Here is a 17,333-nt window from a genome sequence, read left to right on the forward strand (position 1 = left end):
GTCAACCCTCCGGGTCAGCCTTCCCCGTCCGCCACGTACACGCCGAGCATGGCTCCCTGGGGGTCCCGGAGGACCGCGATGCGGGGGCCGGCCGGGACCGTGGTGGGTTCCATGAGGATGGTGCCGCCCGCCTCGACGGCGATGCGGGCCGTGTCGTCGACGTCCTCGACGGCGAAGTACGGCAGCCAGTGGGAGGGCACCTCGGGCGGGAACTTGTCGTCCATGGTGATCATGCCGCCGAAGTCGGCGCCGTCGAGGCCCCACTGCGTGTAGTGCGCGTCGGCGTTCACGCTCCAGCCGAACACCGTCGTGTAGAACGCCTCGGCCCGTTCCGGCGCGCGGGTGAGCAGTTCGACCCAGCCGAGCGCGCCGGGCGCGTTGAACAGTCCGGCGCCGGGGAAGGACCGCGCCTGCCACAGCTGGAAGGCCGCGCCGCCCGGGTCGAACGCCACAGCGAACCGTCCCATGTCGAAGACGTCCATCGGCCCCAGCACGACCTGCCCGCCCGCCGCCCGCACCGCCCGCGCCGTCGCGTCCGCGTCGCTCACCGCGAACGACACGTTCCAGGCCACCGGCTGCGACTCCTGGTACAGGGGCGTGAGGGCGGCGACCGCCGCGTCACCGAGGTGTGCGACGGTGTAGCCGCCCGCCTCCTGGCGCGGATCGGTCTCCGGACGCCAGCCGAACACCTCGGTGTAGAACCGCTTGGCCGCCTCCACGTCGCTGGTCCCCAGCTCGGTCCAGCAGGGCCCGCCGGCAACCGGCCTGTCGAGCTTCATGGCGTTCCTTCCGGAAGGGAATCGGACACGGAAGTCCCCTTCCGGCACGCTATGCCCGCACCCCGGCCCCGGCCACCGGGGTGCGCCGCGTCAGATCCCCGGCCGGTACCGTAGCGGATGGTCCGCCGGGACCTCCACCAGCACGATCTCCGTGCCGTCCGGGTCGGCGATCCACATCTCGATCAGCCCCCACGGTTCCTTCACCGGCGGTCGTCGCACCTCCACCCCGGCCGTCACCAGTTCCTCGTGCGCCGCCGTCACGTCCGCCACCTGGAGCCACAGCTTCAGCGCGGGCGACGGCGGCGTCTCGCAGCGGCCGGCGACCTCCAGGAAGCCGCCGCCGAGGAAGTACACGACGCCGCGGTGATCGCCCGTGCCGAATTCGCGGTAGACGGAAAGCCCGAGCTTCTCGCCGTAGAAGACGCGGGACCGCTCGGGGTCGGTGGGACGGAGAAGGACGCGGCTGCCGAGTACGTGGACCATGTATCGGAGCCTAGTGGGGCAGCGGGCTACGCTCATCGGTGTCCCCGAGCCGCGCAGAGATCCGCCAGGAGAGCCATGGAGACCGCCGCCACCGGCCTGACCTTCCGTGATGCCACCCACGCCGACGTGGACGTCCTCGTCGCGCTGATCGAGTCGGCGTACCGAGGGGACTCCAGCCGGGCCGGCTGGACCACGGAGGCGGACATCCTGGAAGGACGGCGCATCGACCCCGAGGGCGTCCTGGAGGTCGTCAGGTCGCCCGGCAGCCGGCTGCTCACGGTCGAGCGCGACGGCACGGTCGTCGCCTGCTGCCAGCTCGAACACCGCGGCGAGAACGCGTACTTCGGGATGTTCGCGGTGAGCCCGGCCCTCCAGGGCGACGGCCTCGGCAAGGTGGTCATCGCCGAGGCCGAGCGGACCGCGCGCGAGACCTGGGGCGCCAAGGAGATGCACATGACCGTGATCTCCGTACGGAACGACCTCATCGCCTGGTACGAGCGGCGCGGTTACCGCCGTACGGGACGGATGACCCCGTTCCCGTACGGCGACGAGCGCTTTGGCATCCCGCAGCGCGCGGACCTGCGGTTCGAGCTCCTGGTCAAGGAAATCGGCTGACTCAGGCGGTGAAGCGGCCCGTGCGTTTGATGTCCGGGTAGTCGGTCGTCGCGCCGTCCAGCTGGAGCGCGCGGACCAGCCGCAGATGGTCCTGGGTGTTCACCACCCAGCCGATGATCCGCAGGTTGGCCTTGCGGGCCTCCTCGACGACCTCCAGCGTCAGCCGCCGGATGTTCAGGACGAGGGTGCAGGCGCCCACCGCCACCGCCCGGTCCACGACGTCGGCGCCGTAGCGGCTGGCGACCAGTGCGGTGCGTACGCCGGGCACGAGCCGGGAGATCTCGGCGACCGCCTCGTCGTGGAAGGACAGCACCTCGACCCGACCCACCAGGTCGCGCCGGCGCATGACCTCGGCGAGCGCGCGGGCCGCCGCCGTGTCCTTGATCTCGGCCTGGAGCGGTGCCCGTACCGCGTCCAGGACCTCCTCGAAGGTGGGGATGCGCTCACCCCGTCCCGCGTCCAGGGCGCGCAGTTCGGCGAGGGTCCTGTCGGCGATCGGGCCCGTGCCGTCCGTCGTCCGGTCCACGTCCGCGTCGTGCATGACGACGAGCGCGCCGTCCTTGCTCAGATGCAGATCGAGTTCGATGACGTCGAGGCCCGCGCGATCGGCGGCTACGAAGGAACGGAGGGTGTTCTCGGGTTCGACACCCATGACTCCGCGGTGACCGATGGTGAGGAAGTTCAAGGTGGACTCGCTTCCGTCGACGGCGGCTCGGCCCGCGTGACCGGGGAGGGGCGGCACGCGGCTGGGGCGCAGCGTAGTCCTCCCGCCGTGCGATGCGTCCGTACGTGCACCAGCCCTTTCCAGCCGTGTCACGCCGTGTCACGTCGGAGAACGGGACCGGTTCCGCACCGGCCCGCCCGAATCGGGTCATCCCTGAGTGGGCGAGTTCGGCGCGCGTTGACCCCGGTGGCGTCCACGCGAAGACCAGGGCGCACGAATTGTGATCCATGACGCGTGTGGCAGGAGATTCAGCGGTTAGGTAGAGAGGGTGGCGGGAGGATTTCCGGCAGGGCCGCTCTTGATCGGCCTTGCGAGAGGGGGCCTCCCCTACGTACGGTGGCACTACGAAAGGTTTTCCCGTGGAGGATGGGTCATGACGGAAATTCTTGTGCAGATGGGCGTGGAGGGTGATATTCCTCCGGTCGGTAGGGTGGTGGGGCATCCGGCCTGGCCCGTGCTCAAGGATGCCGTGGAGCGGATCCGGCCATGGCAGTCCAAGGACGGATCGATCGACTTCGACGCCGACGGGGCCCCCGAACCGGCCGACGCCGGGCTGGCCGTCCGGGACGTCGTGGAGGCCGTCCGGGAGCTGTCCCCGCTGCTGCCGCACGACGCCGCCTACCACGAGGCGCTCGTCAAGGATCTGCGACGCTGGGCCGACGACGGCTTCGAGGTACCCGACTTCCTCGACTCGCTGCTGGCCTTCCAGCCCGCCGCCGACCGCCGCGACGGTCTCCAGCACCTCGTCGTCTTCCCGATGTACACGCAGAACGGCAACCCCGACCGCAACCTCGAAGCGGTCGTGCTGCGCATGGTGTGGCCGGACTGGCTGGCCGAGCTGGAGCGCACCCGCTACGACAACCCGCTGTTCTGCGGCATCACCTTCGAGGACTTCACAGCCGGCTACGACACCAACTCGGCCGTCCTCTTCCCGGAGACCATCGCCGTGCGCGAGGCCCCCGCCCGCTTCTCCTGGGGCGGCATCTTCTGCGACCGCGAGGCCGCCCGCTTCCGCCGCGTCACCGAGGCCGCCGTCGACATCCTCGGCCTCGACCTTCCCGAGGACGTCGCCGCGATGGTCCACGACCAGAAGCGCTGCGAGGAGGCCTTCGTCCTGTGGGACATGGTCCACGACCGTACCCACAGCCACGGCGACCTGCCCTTCGACCCCTTCATGATCAAGCAGCGCCAGCCGTTCTGGATGTACGGCCTCGAAGAGCTGCGCTGCGACCTCACCGCCTTCAAGGAGGCGGTGAGGCTGGAGGCCGACGGTGTCCCGCAGGCCCGCGACGTGCAGTACGCCGTGCTCTTCGACCGCATGTTCCGCTTCCCGGTCACCGGCGAGCGCGTCCGCAACTACGACGGCCTCGGCGGGCAGCTCCTCTTCGCCTACCTGCACAAGCACGACGTCGTCCGCTGGACCGACAACAAGCTGTTCATCGACTGGCGGCACGCCCCGCAGGTCACGAACCAGCTGTGCGCCGACATCGAGAACCTCTACCGCGACGGCATCGACCGTCCGAAGCTCGTCCACTGGCTCGCCGGATACGAGCTGGTCGCCGGCTACCTCGCCCCGCACCCCGGCTCCCGCTGGGCCAAGGGCCCGGACGCCCTGGATCTGACACAGCCGCCGCGCAAACTCGTCGACGACGTGCTTCCGGACGAGTTTCCGCTCAGCATGTTCTATGAGGCGCTCGCCAAGAAGCTGAAGACCGTGATCGCCTCGACCAAGGGCATCACCGCGGCGGACGCCGAGCGGGTCGCCGCGTGAGCGCCCGAGTACACGCTGCTCAGGAGGCGAAGACCATGCAGAACGGCAACGGTGCACTGAGCGGCGCGGTGATCGCGGTGGCCGGCGCGGGCGGACCGGCGGGCCGGGCGGCGCTGCTGCGGCTCGCCGACGCGGGCGCGATCGTCGTCGGCTCCGACAACGACCCCGAGCGGCTCTCCGAGGCCGTGGACGCGGCCCGCTACGCACACGGCGGCGCCACCGTCGTCGGCGACACGGTCGATCTCCTCGACCTGCAGTCGACCCGTGACTGGGCCACCCGCATCGAGAAGGACTTCGGCCGGGTCGACGGCCTCGTCCACCTCGTCGGCGGCTGGCGCGGCAGCGAGACCTTCACCAGGACCAGCCTCGACGACTGGGACTTCCTGGAGATGCTGCTCATCCGCACCGTGCAGCACACCTCCCTCGCCTTCCACGAGGCCCTGCAGCGCAGCGAGCGCGGCCGGTACGTCCTGATCAGCGCGGCCGGCGCCAGCAGGCCCACCGCGGGCAACGCGGCCTACGCCGCCGCCAAGGCCGCCGCCGAGGCGTGGACACTGGCCACGGCGGACTACTTCCGCAAGGCCGGCGGGCCGGACGGGCCGACCTCCGCGGCTGCCATCCTGGTCGTGAAGGCGTTGGTGCACGACGCGATGCGCGCCGACCGCCCCAACGCGAAGTTCGCGGGCTTCACCGACGTCAAGGACCTGGCCGAGGCCATCGCCGGAGTCTGGGAGAAGTCCGCCGCCGAAGTGAACGGAAACCGTCTGTGGCTCACCGACAAGCCGTGAACCCTCCCAGGACCGACGCTCACCGTCATCACGACCCGGAGGTCCGCGGCTTCGCCAGCGACAACTACGCGGGGGTCCACCCCGAGGTGCTCGCCGCCCTCGCCCTGGCCAACGGCGGGCACCAGGTCGCCTACGGCGAGGACGAGTACACCGAGAACCTCCAGCGGATCGTCCGCAGCCACTTCGGCGCCACCGCCGAGGCGTTTCCCGTCTTCAACGGCACCGGCGCCAACGTCGTCGCGCTCCAGGCGGTCACCGACCGCTGGGGCGCGGTGATCTGCGCCGAGAGCGCGCACATCCACGTCGACGAGTGCGGAGCGCCCGAGCGGATCGGCGGCCTGAAGCTGCTCACCGTGCCCACACCCGACGGCAAGCTCACCCCCGAGCTGATCGACAGGCAGGCGTACGGCTGGGACGACGAGCACCGGGCGATGCCGCAGGTCGTCTCGATCACCCAGAGCACCGAACTGGGCACCCTCTACACGCCCGACGAGATCCGCGCGATCTGTGAACACGCCCATGCCCACGGCATGAAGGTGCATCTGGACGGCTCCCGGATATCCAACGCGGCGGCTGCCCTGAACGTCCCGATGCGGACGTTCACCAACGCGGTCGGCGTCGATCTGCTCTCGCTGGGCGGCACCAAGAACGGCGCGATGTTCGGCGAGGCGGTCGTCGTCATCGACCAGGACGCCGTCCGCCACATGAAACATCTGCGCAAGCTGTCCATGCAGCTCGCCTCCAAGATGCGTTTCGTGTCCGTGCAGTTGGAGGCACTGCTGTCGAAGGACCTCTGGCTGCGCAACGCCCGTCACGCCAACGAGATGGCCCAGCGGCTCGCCGAGGGCGTCCGCGTGGTCCGCGGGGTGGAGATCCTCCACCCCGTGCAGGCCAACGCCGTCTTCGCCCGCCTCCCGCACGACGTGAGCGAGCGCCTGCAGAAGCGCTACCGCTTCTACTTCTGGGACGAGGCGGTCGGCGACGTCCGCTGGATGTGCTCCTTCGACACGACGGAGGAGGACGTGGACGGGTTCGTGGCTGCCATCACGGAGGAGATGGCGCGCTGAGGGCTGCATAAATATACGACACTCCTCGAACAGCGCACCGGGATCTGCTACACCAAGGCCCATGCCCTGGCCGCGTTGTTGCGTGCCGAGGACATCCCCACGGCCCTGTGTTACCAGCGGTTCGACGTGGTGCACGGCCTGGTCGCCGTGCGCTTCAACGGCGCCTGGCACCGCCAGGACCCCCGGGGCAACAAGCCGGGTGTCGACGCGCAGTTCTCGCTGGACGGGGAGCGTCTGGCCTTCGTGCCGGATCCCGAGGCGGGCGAGTCGGACTACCCGACGCTGTACGCCGAACCGCACCCGGCCGTGCTCGGCGCGCTTCAGGCCGCCCCGGACCGTCCGTACCTGTGGAGGACGCTCCCCGGCGCCCTCTGAAATCGAGGGCGCCGGTTCTTGTGACACTCCTGTTGCCGGAGCTGTGGCCTCCGCCACGGCTCACCACCGAGGAGAGATGATCGACTCGGCACATGCGTGAGACGGCGGGAGTTCGGCGGTTCCTGGAGCGTTCGGAGGGGCATCAGCGCGCGGACATCCGTGTGGCCGTACTTCTGGTCGTCGTGGACCTGATCGTCATCAGCTGGGTCCTGATGCTCGGCACGGAGGGTGTCTTCACCGAGGACTGGCTGCCGTACCCGGGGATGATGGCTCCGGAGGGCGCGAGCTACCAGCACGACTCCGTCGTGTTCCTCTACCAGTTGGCGGCCGGCACCGTCGGCCTCGCCCTGGTCTGCCGACTGTGGCTGACCGCTGCGGCGCAACTGGTCGTGCTCAACTTCGGGGCGGGCTTCATCGGTTCCCTGTCGACCTACTGGAACCCATGAGGCGTCGGCGTACCGGAGATCGGTGAAGCCCGCGCCGGTCGAGCAGGTCAGCGGGCTTCGGCCTCGCGGACCTGTTCCGGGGTCGGGGCCGTGCCGCCGAGGTGCGCGGGCATCCACCAGGTGTCGTCCGGCCCCTTGGGCCGGACGGGGTAGGCGCGCTGTGCGGCCTCCAGCATCTCCTGGACGCGCTCGCGCAGCTGGCGGGTGATGGCGCCGGCGTACTTGTCCTTGGAGGCCTCTACCGCCTCGCCCACCCGGATGGTGACGGGGATGTGGCTGCGCCTGAAGTTGCGCGGGTGGCCCTTGGTCCACAACCGCTGGGTGCCCCACACGGCCATCGGGATCAGCGGGACGCCCGCCTCCTGGGCCAGCCGGGCGGCGCCCGACTTGAAGCTCTTCAGGGTGAACGACTGCGAGATGGTGGCCTCGGGGAAGACACCGATGATCTCGCCGGAGCGCAGCGAGTCCAGCGCGTGCGTGTAGGCCGCCTCCCCCTGCTTGCGGTCCACCGGGATGTGTCGCATGTTGCGCATCAGCGGACCGGAGACCTTGTGCCGGAACACCGACTCCTTGGCCATGAAGCGCACCAGACGCTTCTGCGGCAGCGCCGCCAGGCCGTCGAAGATGAAGTCCAGATAGCTGATGTGATTGCTCACCAGTACGGCGCCGCCCGAGCGCGGGATGTTCTCCGACCCTTTGCAGTCGATCTTCAGGTCCCACGCCTTGAACAGGGTGACGGCGAGACCGATCGCGGGGCGGTAGACAAGCTCTGCCATGGACGGAGTGGACCCTTCTCTCTGCCTGGGAAGGGGGATCCCGGCGGGAAGTTACGCAGCCGTAGGTTTACGGCATGCCGCAGATCGTGCCCCAAGAACGCACGAGTAGCCAGTCCTGCGGCCGGTCGAGGGCGAGATTCTCGTCACGTCGCCCACACGGACGACCGCGGAACTTCACCCGGCCTTTACTGCGCTCGAACGGTCACTCACCGGACGAGCGGGCACATGTCGCACCCGGGGCGGTACCCGAACACCGCGTTCAGGAAGGCCTCCGTGAGCGCCGCCCCGGCCGCCTCCGGACCAGCCACCCGGGTCCCGTGTGAAACCGACCGGACCCGCCGCCGCGAAGACCAGCCCGAACGGTCTGGGCCCCAGCCGTGCGACTCCGGCGCCCCGAACTCCGTCGGCGGCCCGATCCGAGGCCGTACGGGTGCGCGGGTGCGCGGAAGACCACAGGCGTACGGTGACCGCCCCGTCCGCCTGGCGGGAGCCGGGAATCCTTGCGGTCTCGTGAACGCTGAAGCACGCTGTGACCCCACCAGGGGGGCTGGCGCTCGCGGCGGCGAGCGCCTGCGGAATGCCGCGGCAGCGGCGGAGCGGGAGGATCAGGGTGCGCGGGCGGGACGGCGGCAAGCGGCTCGGCGCGGCGGAGTTGGGAGGGGCACTGGGTGCACGGGCCACGCTCGTCCAGTTCTCCACGGCCTTCTGCGCCCCCTGTCGGGCCACCCGCGGGGTGCTCGGCGAAGTGGCCGACATGGTCCCCGGCGTGGCCCATGTGGAGATCGACGCCGAAGACCACCTCGACCTAGTACGCCGACTGGACATCCTCAGGACGCCGACCGTGCTCGTGCTCGACGCGGACGGCCGCATCGTGCGCCGCGCCACCGGACAGCCGCGCAAGGCGGATGTGATCGCCGCGCTCGGCGAGGCCGTGTGAGGCCGAACCCCGGGTCCTGGGCAGCCACGGCCCACCTCGTCGACTCCAGCAGAAGGACACCTCCATGACGGCCACCTTCGGCCTCGGTTCCCCCCGGCTAGCCTCCCCCGACCTCCTGCGCTCCGTCTTCCGGCGGCACGCGGCGGGCGTGGCCGTGATCACCGCGCAGGGCGGCAGCGGCCCGGTCGGGTTCACCGCCACCTCGCTCACCTCGGTCTCCGCCGAGCCCCCGCTGATCGCGTTCGGCATCGGTACGGGCGCCTCCAGTTGGCCGGTGATCTCCGAGGCGGACCATGCGGGCGTGCACATACTCGGGGAGCACCAGCGGGAGCTGGCTGCCACCTTCGCCCGCAGCGGCGCCGACCGGTTCGGGGAGCCCACCGGATGGCGTAGCGGTCCGCAGGGAGTTCCCGTCCTCGACGACGTGCTCGCCTGGCTGGTCTGCCGGGTGGTGGCGCGGGTGCCCGCCGGTGAGCACCGGATCGTCCTCGCCGAGGTGGTCGTGGGTGACTCCTCGGGAACCGGACGGCCACTGCTGTACCACCAGGGCCGCTTCAACGGTCTGCGAGACTGATTCCCGCGCGACTACGCAGGGTTGCCTAACTCACAGTTCAAAGCGCTTGCTTAGCGGGCACGGGATACGGGAACGTAGACGTCGTACTGGCGAGTAATATTTCGAACGGAGCGCGGGTCGCCCCGATCGGGATCGGCCGCTTCAGGCGCCTATGCTGCCTGCAAGAAGGCAGCCCGGAAATGACGATGCAGTAGGAGAGCCGGCGTGAGCTTGAGGATCGTTGTCACTGTGAAGTACGTGCCCGACGCCACTGGCGACCGGCACTTCGCCGATGACCTGACCGTCGACCGTGACGACGTGGACGGTCTGCTCTCCGAGCTGGACGAGTACGCGGTGGAGCAGGCGCTGCAGATCGCCGACGAGGCCGACGACGCCGAGATCACCGTGCTGACCGTGGGTCCGGAGGACGCCAAGGACGCGCTGCGCAAGGCGCTGTCCATGGGTGCGGACAAGGCGATCCACGTGGAGGACGACGACCTGCACGGCACCGACGCCATCGGCACCTCGCTGGTGCTGGCCAAGGCGATCGAGAAGGCCGGCTACGACCTGGTGATCTCCGGCATGGCGTCCACCGACGGCACCATGGGGGTCGTCCCGGCCCTGCTGGCCGAGCGTCTGGGTGTTCCGCAGGTGACCCTGTTGTCCGAGGTGTCGGTCGAGGACGGCACGGTGAAGGGCCGTCGGGACGGCGATGCCGCCTCCGAGCAGCTTCAGGCCTCGCTTCCCGCCGTGGTCTCCGTCACCGACCAGTCGGGCGAGGCGCGTTACCCCTCGTTCAAGGGGATCATGGCGGCGAAGAAGAAGCCGGTGGAGTCCTGGGACCTGTCGGATCTCGACATCGAGGCCGAAGAGGTCGGTCTGGAGGGCGCCTGGACGGCTGTCGGCTCCGCGGCCGAGCGCCCGGCGCGCACGGCCGGCACGATCGTCAAGGACGAGGGCGAGGGCGGCAAGCAGCTCGCCGAGTTCCTCGCGGGCCAGAAGTTCATCTGAGGACACCTCCCCGCCTCTGGCTCCCTTTCCGCCCCCTCAAGCCTTCGAAGCACGCAGGAGCAATCCCATGGCTGAAGTTCTCGTCTACGTCGACCACGTGGACGGTGCCGTCCGCAAGCCCACCCTGGAGCTGCTGACCCTGGCACGCCGTGTCGGTGACCCCGTCGCCGTCGCGCTCGGCAACGGCGCCGCCGACACCGCCGCCGCGCTCGCCGAGTACGGCGCGACCCGGGTCCTCACCCACGAAGCCGCCGAGTACGCCGACTACCTGGTGGTACCCAAGGTGGACGCCCTCCAGGCCGCGGTCGAGGCCGTCTCCCCGGCCGCCGTGCTGGTCCCGTCCTCCGCCGAGGGCAAGGAGATCGCCGCCCGCCTCGCGCTGCGCATCGGCTCCGGCATCATCACCGACGCCGTCGACCTGGAGGCCGGCGACGAGGGCCCGGTGGCCACCCAGTCGGTGTTCGCCGCCTCCTTCACCACCAAGTCCCGTGTCTCCAAGGGCACGCCCGTCATCACGGTCAAGCCCAACAGTGCCGCCGTCGAGGCCGCCCCGGCCGCCGGCAGCGTCGAGGCGCTGAGCGTGAGCTTCGGTGCGCTGGCCACCGGCACCAAGGTCACCGGCCGCACACCACGTGAGTCGACCGGGCGTCCGGAGCTGACCGAGGCCGCGATCGTGGTCTCCGGCGGCCGGGGCGTCAACGGCGCGGAGAACTTCGCAGTCATCGAGGCCCTCGCCGACTCCCTCGGCGCGGCCGTCGGCGCCTCCCGCGCCGCGGTGGACGCGGGCTGGTACCCGCACACCAGCCAGGTCGGCCAGACCGGCAAGAGTGTCTCGCCGCAGCTGTACATCGCCTCCGGCATCTCCGGCGCGATCCAGCACCGCGCCGGTATGCAGACCTCGAAGACCATCGTGGCGGTCAACAAGGACGCCGAGGCCCCGATCTTCGACCTGGTCGACTACGGCGTCGTCGGCGACCTCTTCGACGTCGTCCCGCAGCTCACCGAGGAGATCAAGACCCGCAAGGGCTGAGCCTCCCGCTGCGGTCCGAGGCCCCCGCGACCGTGCCAACGGTCACGGGGGCCTCGGCTCATCCCAGGGTCAGCGAGGCCTGCACCGGCACATGGTCGCTCGGGTACACCCCGTCCGCGGAGAAGGTGTTCATCGCCGCCCAGTGGGTGGTCACCCCGGGTGTGGTGAGGATCCAGTCGATGCGTCGGCCGTCCGGCTTCAGCGCCCGGTAGCCGTGGTACGTCCCGTACGCGGGGCTGCGCGAGGCCGCCGCGTCCCACGTGTCCACCAGCCCGGCCTCCAGCATCAGGTCGTACACCCGGTTGTCGTGGGCCGCCGCGTTGAAGTCGCCGGTGACGATGACCGGTGATGACCGGTCCCACCCGGCGATCGTCTCGCCGATGAGCCCGGCGGAGCGCTCCCGGGCGTACTGGCTGACGCTGTCCAGATGGGTGTTGAGCACGTAGAACTCCCGTCCCCTGTCGGCGAGATCGGCGAAACGGACCCAGGTGACCATCCGCAGCCAGTCCGCGTCCCAGGTGTTGGAGGCGATCGCGTACGGGGTGTCGGACAGCCAGAAATGATCGAACTCGATCGGGTCGAGTCTGCGGGTGTCGTAGAAGATCGCCATGAACTCGTCCTTGCTGCCACCCCCTCGGCCGGTGCCGATCCAGTCGTAGTGGCCGCCGAGATCCTTCTCGATCATGCGCAACTGCTGGTAGAGGCCCTCCTGGGTGCCGATGACATGGGGTCGCTCGCGGCGCAGCAGCTCCCGCACCACCGGGCGGCGCACGGCCCAGGGCGGTGTCTTGTCGACGACGGTCGCGAAGCGCACGTTGAACGTCATGACGTTCAGGGCGCCCGCGTGGTCGCCGGCGGACGCGGGCTGTGACGAGCCCGCCGTGGTGAGCAGTGGCACGGCGATGGCGGCGGCCGCCGCGGACTTGAGCCCCTGGCGGCGCGTCACTCCGACCTCTTTCGGCACGCGATCTCCTCCCCTTGGGAATCAGGATGAAGCTTGCGTACTGAATACGGAAGATGGCGGCGGGTCGGCGGTGACCAGGGGGAGAGCATGGGAAATCCCACGTCGAGACAGTGTTGACCGGGGTGAAGACCGGCAGTTAGCTTCGTCATTCGGATTGATGATTCCGCCATGCGGAAAATGGAGGGCTTGGGATGGGGCAGGGCCGACAGGAGTACGTGGCGACGAGTCTCGCGGGCGCCGTCAGCGAGGAGATCAGCACCTTTCTCGCCCCCGTCGACGCGGAGCTGGCGCGTCGCTACCCGGGAGACCCCGGTACCCGCCAGCCCGTGCACACCGTCTACGTCCCCGCTGACGCCTTCGCCGCCGACACCATCCGTTCCTGGGGGGACCGGGCCCTCGCCGCCCTCGACGAGCACGCCCCCGACGCCGCCTCCTTCGCCGCCGTCCTCGGCCTCGGCGACGACCTCGCGGGGCCGGTGTACGACCGCGTCCGCGCCAAACTGGAGCGCGAACCGATCGAGGACCTGCGCGTCGACTTCGAGGACGGCTACGGGCCGCGCCCCGACGCCGAGGAGGACGAGACCGCCGCCCGCGCCGCCCGGCTCGTCGCCCAAGCCTACGCCGAGGGTACGGCCGCCCCGTACATGGGCATCCGCGTGAAGTGCCTGGAGGCGCCGGTACGCGACCGGGGCATCCGCACCCTCGACCTCTTCCTCACCGGCCTGCTGGAGGCCGGCGGGCTGCCCCATGGGCTGGTCCTGACCCTGCCCAAGGTCACCTACGCCGAGCAGGTCACCGCCATGGTGCGGCTCCTGGAGGCCTTCGAGACGGCGCGCGGGCTCGCGCCCGGCCGAATCGGCTTCGAGATCCAGATCGAGACCAGTCAGTCCATCCTCGCCGCCGACGGCACCGCCACCGTCGCCCGCATGATCGACGCCGCCGGGGGCCGCGCCACCGGGCTGCACTACGGCACCTTCGACTACAGCGCCTGCCTCGGCGTCTCCGCCGCCCACCAGGCCAGCGACCACCCCGCCGCCGACCACGCCAAGGCGATCATGCAGGTCGCCGCCGCCGGCACCGGCGTACGCGTCTCGGACGGCTCCACCAACGTCCTGCCGGTCGGTACGACGGAGAAGGTCCACAACGCCTGGCGGCTGCACTACGGCCTCACCCGCCGCGCCCTGGCCCGCGCCTACTACCAGGGCTGGGACATGCACCCCGGCCACATCCCCACCCGCTACGCGGCCGTCTTCGCCTTCTACCGGGAGGGCTACGAACAGGCCGCCGCCCGCCTCTCCCGGTACGCGAACCGCGCCGGCGGCGACGTGATGGACGAGCCCGCCACGGCCAAGGCGCTCAGCGGCTATCTGCTGCGGGGCCTCGACTGCGGCGCCCTCGACATCGAGGAGGTGTCCGGGGCGACCGGCCTCACCCGCACCGAACTGGAGGGCTTCGCGGCGCCCCGGCGCGCGGATCCGACGATCTCGGGCCAGTAGGCGGGCGGGTCTGACACGGGACGAGTGGCGGTCCTGTGACAGCCGTCGCCACGGGGCCGGGCTCCCCTCGGGTCCCCGCGGACTGTACGCCCACTCACCGGCGCGTCACAGGAACGGGTGTGGGTTGCGGGTGCGGACCACCAGGCGGACGGTGCCGGGGGTCTGCTCGACAAGCCCGCCACCGCAAGGGAGGAGGGAGTCTCCCGGCTTCAGGCGGGAGAGCACTTCAACGCCGGCGGGACCTGGGGGCGCAGCCCCGAAGAAGGGCGACAACAACGCCCCCGGTGCCCGACCTTCCGGGCTGCCGGCCTACGACTGCGGGTGAGGCCGTACGTACTGCTCCAGGCCCGACACCGTCGTCCACCTCCGCTCGGCGAACACCTGCCTGCCCCGGGCGCAGAGCGCGCGGTCGCCGCGCGCGCGGGCGCAGAACTCGTCGGGCGTGGTGCCGAACAGCTCGCGCAACTCGGCGGACGCGGCGAGGAGTTCGGTGATCAGCGGGCGCTGCCGGCCCGGATGCGGGCGCGGTCCCGGACCACCGTCGCGCAGGACACCCCACCGGTTGACGTAGATCCAGGCCTGATCGAGGACGTCGCCCGACTCCAGTTCGACCCGGAAGGTGTCGGCGGGCAGGGCGGCACGGTGGAAGTTCCCGGTCGGTGAGTCGACGCCCTCACTCGCGTCGACCACGGCGAGCTGTGCCTCGTCCAGCCAGGTGATGAACAGGTCGCGGGTCGTGCCGGGGGAGTGGAAGGGCGACGCGGACATGTAGCCGAGGAGGCTGACATGGGCGGAGACGCCGATCCCGACGCCGGTGACCCTGGCCTTGACCATGGGGATCCGGCACTCCACGCCGTGCTCCGCCATCTTGTGCACGAGCTGCGCGGGGCAGGCGTTGGAGCCGACGGACAGGACGGGGACGCGGTCCTCGAAGAGGAGCGTGTCCAGCGGGAGCATCCGGTTGCCGTCCAGCAGCGCCGACTGCGGGGGCCGGGCGCCCGGATAGCTCAGCGGGTCCTCGCGCGGCGCCACGGCGAGGCCGAGCGCTTCGAGCGTACGGGGGTCGGGGGCCGTCAAAGGTCAGTCCGGGGGTGGGAGTTCGCCCGAGCCCCGGGCGATCAGCCGGGTCGGCAGCTCGATGCGCTCCGGGGTGACGAGAGAGCCGTCCAACTGTTGGAAGAGACGCTCGGCGGCGGTGCGGCCCAACCGGGCGGGGTCCTGGGCGACCACCGTGACGCCCGGCCGGAGCAGATCGGCCAGCTCGAAGTCGTCGAAGCCGACGAGGGCGACCGGGCGGGGATGCCTGGCGATGACCCGCACGGCCGTGACCGTCACCCGGTTGTTGCCCGTGAAGACCGCCGTGACCGGCGCCGGGCCGGACAGCATGACCTCGGCCGCCCCGCGGACCCGCTCCGGGTCGGTGACACCGAGGGACATCCACGCGTCCTCGACCGGTATGCCCGCGTCCTCCATGGCCGCCCGGTAGCCGCGCAGCCGCTCGGCGGCGGTGTGGATGCGGGGCATGTCGCCGATGAAGCCGATGCGGCGGTGGCCGTGGGCGATGAGGTGGGCGACCCCGTCGCGGGCACCGCCGAAGTTGTCCGACAGCACCACGTCGGCGTCGATCCGCCCTGCCGGACGGTCCACGAACACCGTGGCGACCCCCGCCCTGATCTCCGGCTCCAGATAGCGGTGGTCGTCACCGGCCGGAATGACCACGAGCCCGTCCACCCGGCGCGCGCACAACGCCAGCGTCAGCTCCTGCTCGCGGTCCGGGTCCTCCGCGCTGGACCCGTTGATGAGCAACGAGCCGTGCGCGCGGGACACCTCCTCCACCGCGCGGCTGAGCGGACCGTAGAACGGGTCGGCGAGGTCCTCGAGGACCAGGCCGATGCTGGCCGTGCGGCCCTTGCGCAGCACCCGCGCGCTGTCGTTGCGCCGGAAGCCGAGCGCCTCGATCGCCTCCTGGACGCGGCGCTCGGTGTCGGGGGTGACGCCCGGCTCGCCGTTCACCACCCGGGAGACCGTCTTCAGGCCCACACCGGCCCGGGCCGCGACGTCCTTCATCGTGGGACGGTTGCCGTAGCGGTTCTCGGGGCGGCGGGCGGTCTCGGGCACTCTGCGCTGTCCTTTCCTGTCATCCACGGGTGTGGTCGGTGGTGCCGTGTCGGATCGGAATTGTGCGGTGTTGAGGACGTGGCGTCGAGCATAGAGCCTGGACAACGTTGTCACTGCCGGGAGAGACTGTCTGTCGCGTTCTCTGGCCGGCGCCCCCCACCGGCGAGCGTCGTGCCGCCGGTTTTCCGGCCGGAGATCCGTGCGCCGCTGGATCCGGGTGCCCGGTAGGAGACTCGCAGTGGGAGAACTGACACTGATGCAGACCGACATCGTGGCCGCGCTCGACATCGGCGGCACCAAGATCGCCGGGGCGCTGGTGGACGGCCACGGCCGGATCCGGGTGCGCGCGCAGCGCCCGACGCCCGCGCAGGAGGACGGTGACACCGTGATGCGGGCCGTCGAGGAGGTGCTCGGCGAACTGACCGCCGTCCCGCTGTGGAGCGGGGCCACGGCCGTGGGGATCGGCAGCGCGGGCCCGGTGGACGCCTCCGCGGGCACGGTGAGCCCCGTGAACGTCCCCGGCTGGCGCGGCTTCCCCCTCGTCCAGCGGGTCCGCGCGGTGACCGGCGGGCTCCCCGTCGAGCTGATCGGCGACGGCGTGGCCATCACGGCGGCCGAGCACTGGCAGGGCGCGGCGCGCGGCCACGACAACGCCCTGTGCATGGTCGTCTCGACCGGCGTCGGCGGCGGCCTCGTCCTCGGCGGTCGGCTGCACGCGGGCCCCACCGGCAACGCCGGCCATATCGGTCACGTCAGCGTCGACCTCGACGGCGACCCCTGCCCCTGCGGTGCCCGGGGCTGCGTCGAGCGCATCGCGAGCGGCCCCCACATAGCCCGCCGCGCCCTGGAGAACGGCTGGCGGCCGGGCCCCGACGGGGACACCTCCGCCGCGGCGGTCGCCACCGCCGCCCGCGACGGCGACCCCGTCGCCGTCGCCTCCTTCGAACGTGCCGCCCAGGCCCTCGCCGCGGGCATCGCCGCCACCGCCACCCTCGTCGAGATCGACATCGCTGTCATCGGCGGCGGCGTCGCGAACGCCGGCGACGTCCTCTTCGCCCCCCTCCGCACCGCCCTCAAGGACTACGCCGCCCTGTCTTTCGTCCAGCACCTGAGCGTCGTCCCTGCCGTCATGGGCACGGACGCGGGCCTGGTGGGCGCCGCCGCGGCGGCACTGACCCGCCGACCGGGCACGTCGGCGGCGGGGGTGGGGTGACCGCGAGGTCCGGTACCGGAGGAGCGCGGGGCGGCGGGACCGGCGTGCTCGCGGCGCCGCCGGGGCTGCCGATGCCGGGCAGCCGTACCGTGTCTTCGTCCGGTGGTCGTGCCGGGCGTCCGTCCTGTGGTGGTGTCGGACGTCCGTCCTGTGGTGGTGCGGGGCGCCCGTTGGTCGTGATGCGTTT

The 17,333-nt window shown here is 71.0% G+C and carries 18 protein-coding genes and 1 pseudogene; 12 read left to right on the forward strand and 7 right to left on the reverse strand.

What is annotated here, in order from left to right; all coding sequences use genetic code 11:
* Positions 1 to 14 precede the first annotated feature (14 nt).
* Together WBG99_RS32620 and WBG99_RS32625 are read right to left on the reverse strand one after the other, a co-directional pair.
* A complete protein-coding gene (locus WBG99_RS32620) occupies positions 15 to 779 on the reverse strand; it encodes a VOC family protein (protein WP_338899791.1) in 765 nt (254 codons plus the stop codon).
* Positions 780 to 869: 90 nt separating this feature from the next.
* Entirely contained in the window at positions 870 to 1,262 is a 393-nt protein-coding gene (locus WBG99_RS32625) for a VOC family protein (RefSeq protein WP_338899792.1), read from the reverse strand.
* Positions 1,263 to 1,337: 75 nt separating this feature from the next.
* Here WBG99_RS32625 and WBG99_RS32630 point away from each other — a divergent pair, with 75 nt between their 5' ends.
* Positions 1,338 to 1,877, forward strand: coding sequence for a GNAT family N-acetyltransferase (locus tag WBG99_RS32630; RefSeq protein WP_338899793.1), 540 nt, complete (start codon positions 1,338 to 1,340; stop codon positions 1,875 to 1,877).
* A 1-nt stretch (position 1,878) separates the two neighbouring features.
* On the opposite strand, the gene WBG99_RS32635 is transcribed toward WBG99_RS32630, so the two are convergent.
* A complete protein-coding gene (locus WBG99_RS32635) occupies positions 1,879 to 2,562 on the reverse strand; it encodes a glycerophosphodiester phosphodiesterase family protein (protein WP_338900564.1) in 684 nt (227 codons plus the stop codon).
* A gap of 412 nt (positions 2,563 to 2,974) precedes the next feature.
* Here WBG99_RS32635 and WBG99_RS32640 point away from each other — a divergent pair, with 412 nt between their 5' ends.
* From WBG99_RS32640 to WBG99_RS32660, 5 genes and pseudogenes are all read left to right on the forward strand, one after another.
* The gene (locus WBG99_RS32640) at positions 2,975 to 4,372 is read left to right on the forward strand and encodes a DUF6421 family protein (RefSeq protein ID WP_338899794.1); all 1,398 of its coding nucleotides are present in this window, start codon (positions 2,975 to 2,977) and stop codon (positions 4,370 to 4,372) included.
* 35 nt (positions 4,373 to 4,407) lie between these two features.
* Positions 4,408 to 5,160: an SDR family NAD(P)-dependent oxidoreductase gene (locus tag WBG99_RS32645; protein WP_338899795.1), complete on the forward strand. Its 753-nt coding sequence runs from the start codon at positions 4,408 to 4,410 to the stop codon at positions 5,158 to 5,160.
* Complete coding sequence (locus WBG99_RS32650) at positions 5,157 to 6,227, forward strand: low specificity L-threonine aldolase (protein WP_338899796.1); 1,071 nt, start codon at positions 5,157 to 5,159, stop codon at positions 6,225 to 6,227. Before WBG99_RS32645 ends, WBG99_RS32650 begins: the two co-directional genes overlap by 4 nt.
* 21 nt (positions 6,228 to 6,248) lie before the next feature.
* Positions 6,249 to 6,602 (forward strand): annotated as a pseudogene (locus WBG99_RS32655) (transglutaminase); the annotation flags it as partial.
* A gap of 92 nt (positions 6,603 to 6,694) precedes the next feature.
* Complete coding sequence (locus WBG99_RS32660; RefSeq protein ID WP_338899797.1) at positions 6,695 to 7,048, forward strand: hypothetical protein; 354 nt, start codon at positions 6,695 to 6,697, stop codon at positions 7,046 to 7,048.
* Positions 7,049 to 7,095: 47 nt separating this feature from the next.
* On the opposite strand, the gene WBG99_RS32665 is transcribed toward WBG99_RS32660, so the two are convergent.
* Positions 7,096 to 7,824, reverse strand: a complete 729-nt coding sequence (locus WBG99_RS32665; protein ID WP_338899799.1) for a lysophospholipid acyltransferase family protein — start codon at positions 7,822 to 7,824, stop codon at positions 7,096 to 7,098.
* A 577-nt stretch (positions 7,825 to 8,401) separates the two neighbouring features.
* On the opposite strand from WBG99_RS32665, the gene WBG99_RS32670 reads away from it, so the two are divergent.
* The 4 genes from WBG99_RS32670 (at position 8,402) to WBG99_RS32685 (ending at position 11,355) form a co-directional block, all read left to right on the forward strand.
* On the forward strand, positions 8,402 to 8,761 hold the full coding sequence (locus WBG99_RS32670) for a thioredoxin family protein (protein ID WP_338900565.1): 360 nt from the start codon (positions 8,402 to 8,404) through the stop codon (positions 8,759 to 8,761).
* 64 nt (positions 8,762 to 8,825) lie between these two features.
* Positions 8,826 to 9,335: a flavin reductase family protein gene (locus WBG99_RS32675; protein ID WP_338899801.1), complete on the forward strand. Its 510-nt coding sequence runs from the start codon at positions 8,826 to 8,828 to the stop codon at positions 9,333 to 9,335.
* Positions 9,336 to 9,539: 204 nt separating this feature from the next.
* Entirely contained in the window at positions 9,540 to 10,325 is a 786-nt protein-coding gene (locus WBG99_RS32680) for an electron transfer flavoprotein subunit beta/FixA family protein (RefSeq protein ID WP_338899802.1), read from the forward strand.
* Positions 10,326 to 10,392: 67 nt separating this feature from the next.
* The gene (locus WBG99_RS32685) at positions 10,393 to 11,355 is read left to right on the forward strand and encodes an electron transfer flavoprotein subunit alpha/FixB family protein (RefSeq protein WP_338899804.1); all 963 of its coding nucleotides are present in this window, start codon (positions 10,393 to 10,395) and stop codon (positions 11,353 to 11,355) included.
* A 58-nt stretch (positions 11,356 to 11,413) separates the two neighbouring features.
* Here WBG99_RS32685 and WBG99_RS32690 read toward each other — a convergent pair whose 3' ends face one another.
* Complete coding sequence (locus WBG99_RS32690; protein WP_338899805.1) at positions 11,414 to 12,319, reverse strand: endonuclease/exonuclease/phosphatase family protein; 906 nt, start codon at positions 12,317 to 12,319, stop codon at positions 11,414 to 11,416.
* Between the two features lie 191 nt (positions 12,320 to 12,510).
* Between WBG99_RS32690 and WBG99_RS32695 the strand changes: the two genes are divergently transcribed.
* Complete coding sequence (locus WBG99_RS32695) at positions 12,511 to 13,815, forward strand: aldolase/citrate lyase family protein (protein WP_338899806.1); 1,305 nt, start codon at positions 12,511 to 12,513, stop codon at positions 13,813 to 13,815.
* 309 nt (positions 13,816 to 14,124) lie between these two features.
* Here the strand turns inward: WBG99_RS32695 and WBG99_RS32700 are convergent, their stop codons facing one another.
* Both WBG99_RS32700 and WBG99_RS32705 read right to left on the reverse strand, forming a co-directional pair.
* Positions 14,125 to 14,892, reverse strand: coding sequence for a hypothetical protein (locus WBG99_RS32700; RefSeq protein ID WP_338899808.1), 768 nt, complete (start codon positions 14,890 to 14,892; stop codon positions 14,125 to 14,127).
* A gap of 3 nt (positions 14,893 to 14,895) precedes the next feature.
* Positions 14,896 to 15,933: a LacI family DNA-binding transcriptional regulator gene (locus WBG99_RS32705; RefSeq protein WP_338899810.1), complete on the reverse strand. Its 1,038-nt coding sequence runs from the start codon at positions 15,931 to 15,933 to the stop codon at positions 14,896 to 14,898.
* A 256-nt stretch (positions 15,934 to 16,189) separates the two neighbouring features.
* On the opposite strand from WBG99_RS32705, the gene WBG99_RS32710 reads away from it, so the two are divergent.
* Positions 16,190 to 17,146, forward strand: a complete 957-nt coding sequence (locus WBG99_RS32710) for an ROK family protein (protein WP_338900566.1) — start codon at positions 16,190 to 16,192, stop codon at positions 17,144 to 17,146.
* Positions 17,147 to 17,333 lie beyond the last annotated feature (187 nt).

Origin of the sequence: Streptomyces sp. TG1A-60 (genome assembly GCF_037201975.1) — a bacterium.
Classification (GTDB): Bacteria; Actinomycetota; Actinomycetes; order Streptomycetales; family Streptomycetaceae; genus Streptomyces.

What these genes read in the sequence shown, in the direction of transcription:
- WBG99_RS32625 (WP_338899792.1), bottom strand. Translation starts at nt 1,262, where the DNA reads ATGGTCCACGTACTCGGCAGCCGCGTCCTTCTCCGTCCCACCGACCCC.
- WBG99_RS32675 (WP_338899801.1), top strand. Translation starts at nt 8,826, where the DNA reads ATGACGGCCACCTTCGGCCTCGGTTCCCCCCGGCTAGCCTCCCCCGAC.
- WBG99_RS32660 (WP_338899797.1), top strand. Translation starts at nt 6,695, where the DNA reads ATGCGTGAGACGGCGGGAGTTCGGCGGTTCCTGGAGCGTTCGGAGGGG.
- WBG99_RS32695 (WP_338899806.1), top strand. Translation starts at nt 12,511, where the DNA reads ATGGGGCAGGGCCGACAGGAGTACGTGGCGACGAGTCTCGCGGGCGCC.
- WBG99_RS32670 (WP_338900565.1), top strand. Translation starts at nt 8,402, where the DNA reads ATGCCGCGGCAGCGGCGGAGCGGGAGGATCAGGGTGCGCGGGCGGGAC.
- WBG99_RS32685 (WP_338899804.1), top strand. Translation starts at nt 10,393, where the DNA reads ATGGCTGAAGTTCTCGTCTACGTCGACCACGTGGACGGTGCCGTCCGC.
- WBG99_RS32620 (WP_338899791.1), bottom strand. Translation starts at nt 779, where the DNA reads ATGAAGCTCGACAGGCCGGTTGCCGGCGGGCCCTGCTGGACCGAGCTG.
- WBG99_RS32645 (WP_338899795.1), top strand. Translation starts at nt 4,408, where the DNA reads ATGCAGAACGGCAACGGTGCACTGAGCGGCGCGGTGATCGCGGTGGCC.
- WBG99_RS32665 (WP_338899799.1), bottom strand. Translation starts at nt 7,824, where the DNA reads ATGGCAGAGCTTGTCTACCGCCCCGCGATCGGTCTCGCCGTCACCCTG.
- WBG99_RS32640 (WP_338899794.1), top strand. Translation starts at nt 2,975, where the DNA reads ATGACGGAAATTCTTGTGCAGATGGGCGTGGAGGGTGATATTCCTCCG.
- WBG99_RS32630 (WP_338899793.1), top strand. Translation starts at nt 1,338, where the DNA reads ATGGAGACCGCCGCCACCGGCCTGACCTTCCGTGATGCCACCCACGCC.
- WBG99_RS32710 (WP_338900566.1), top strand. Translation starts at nt 16,190, where the DNA reads ATGCAGACCGACATCGTGGCCGCGCTCGACATCGGCGGCACCAAGATC.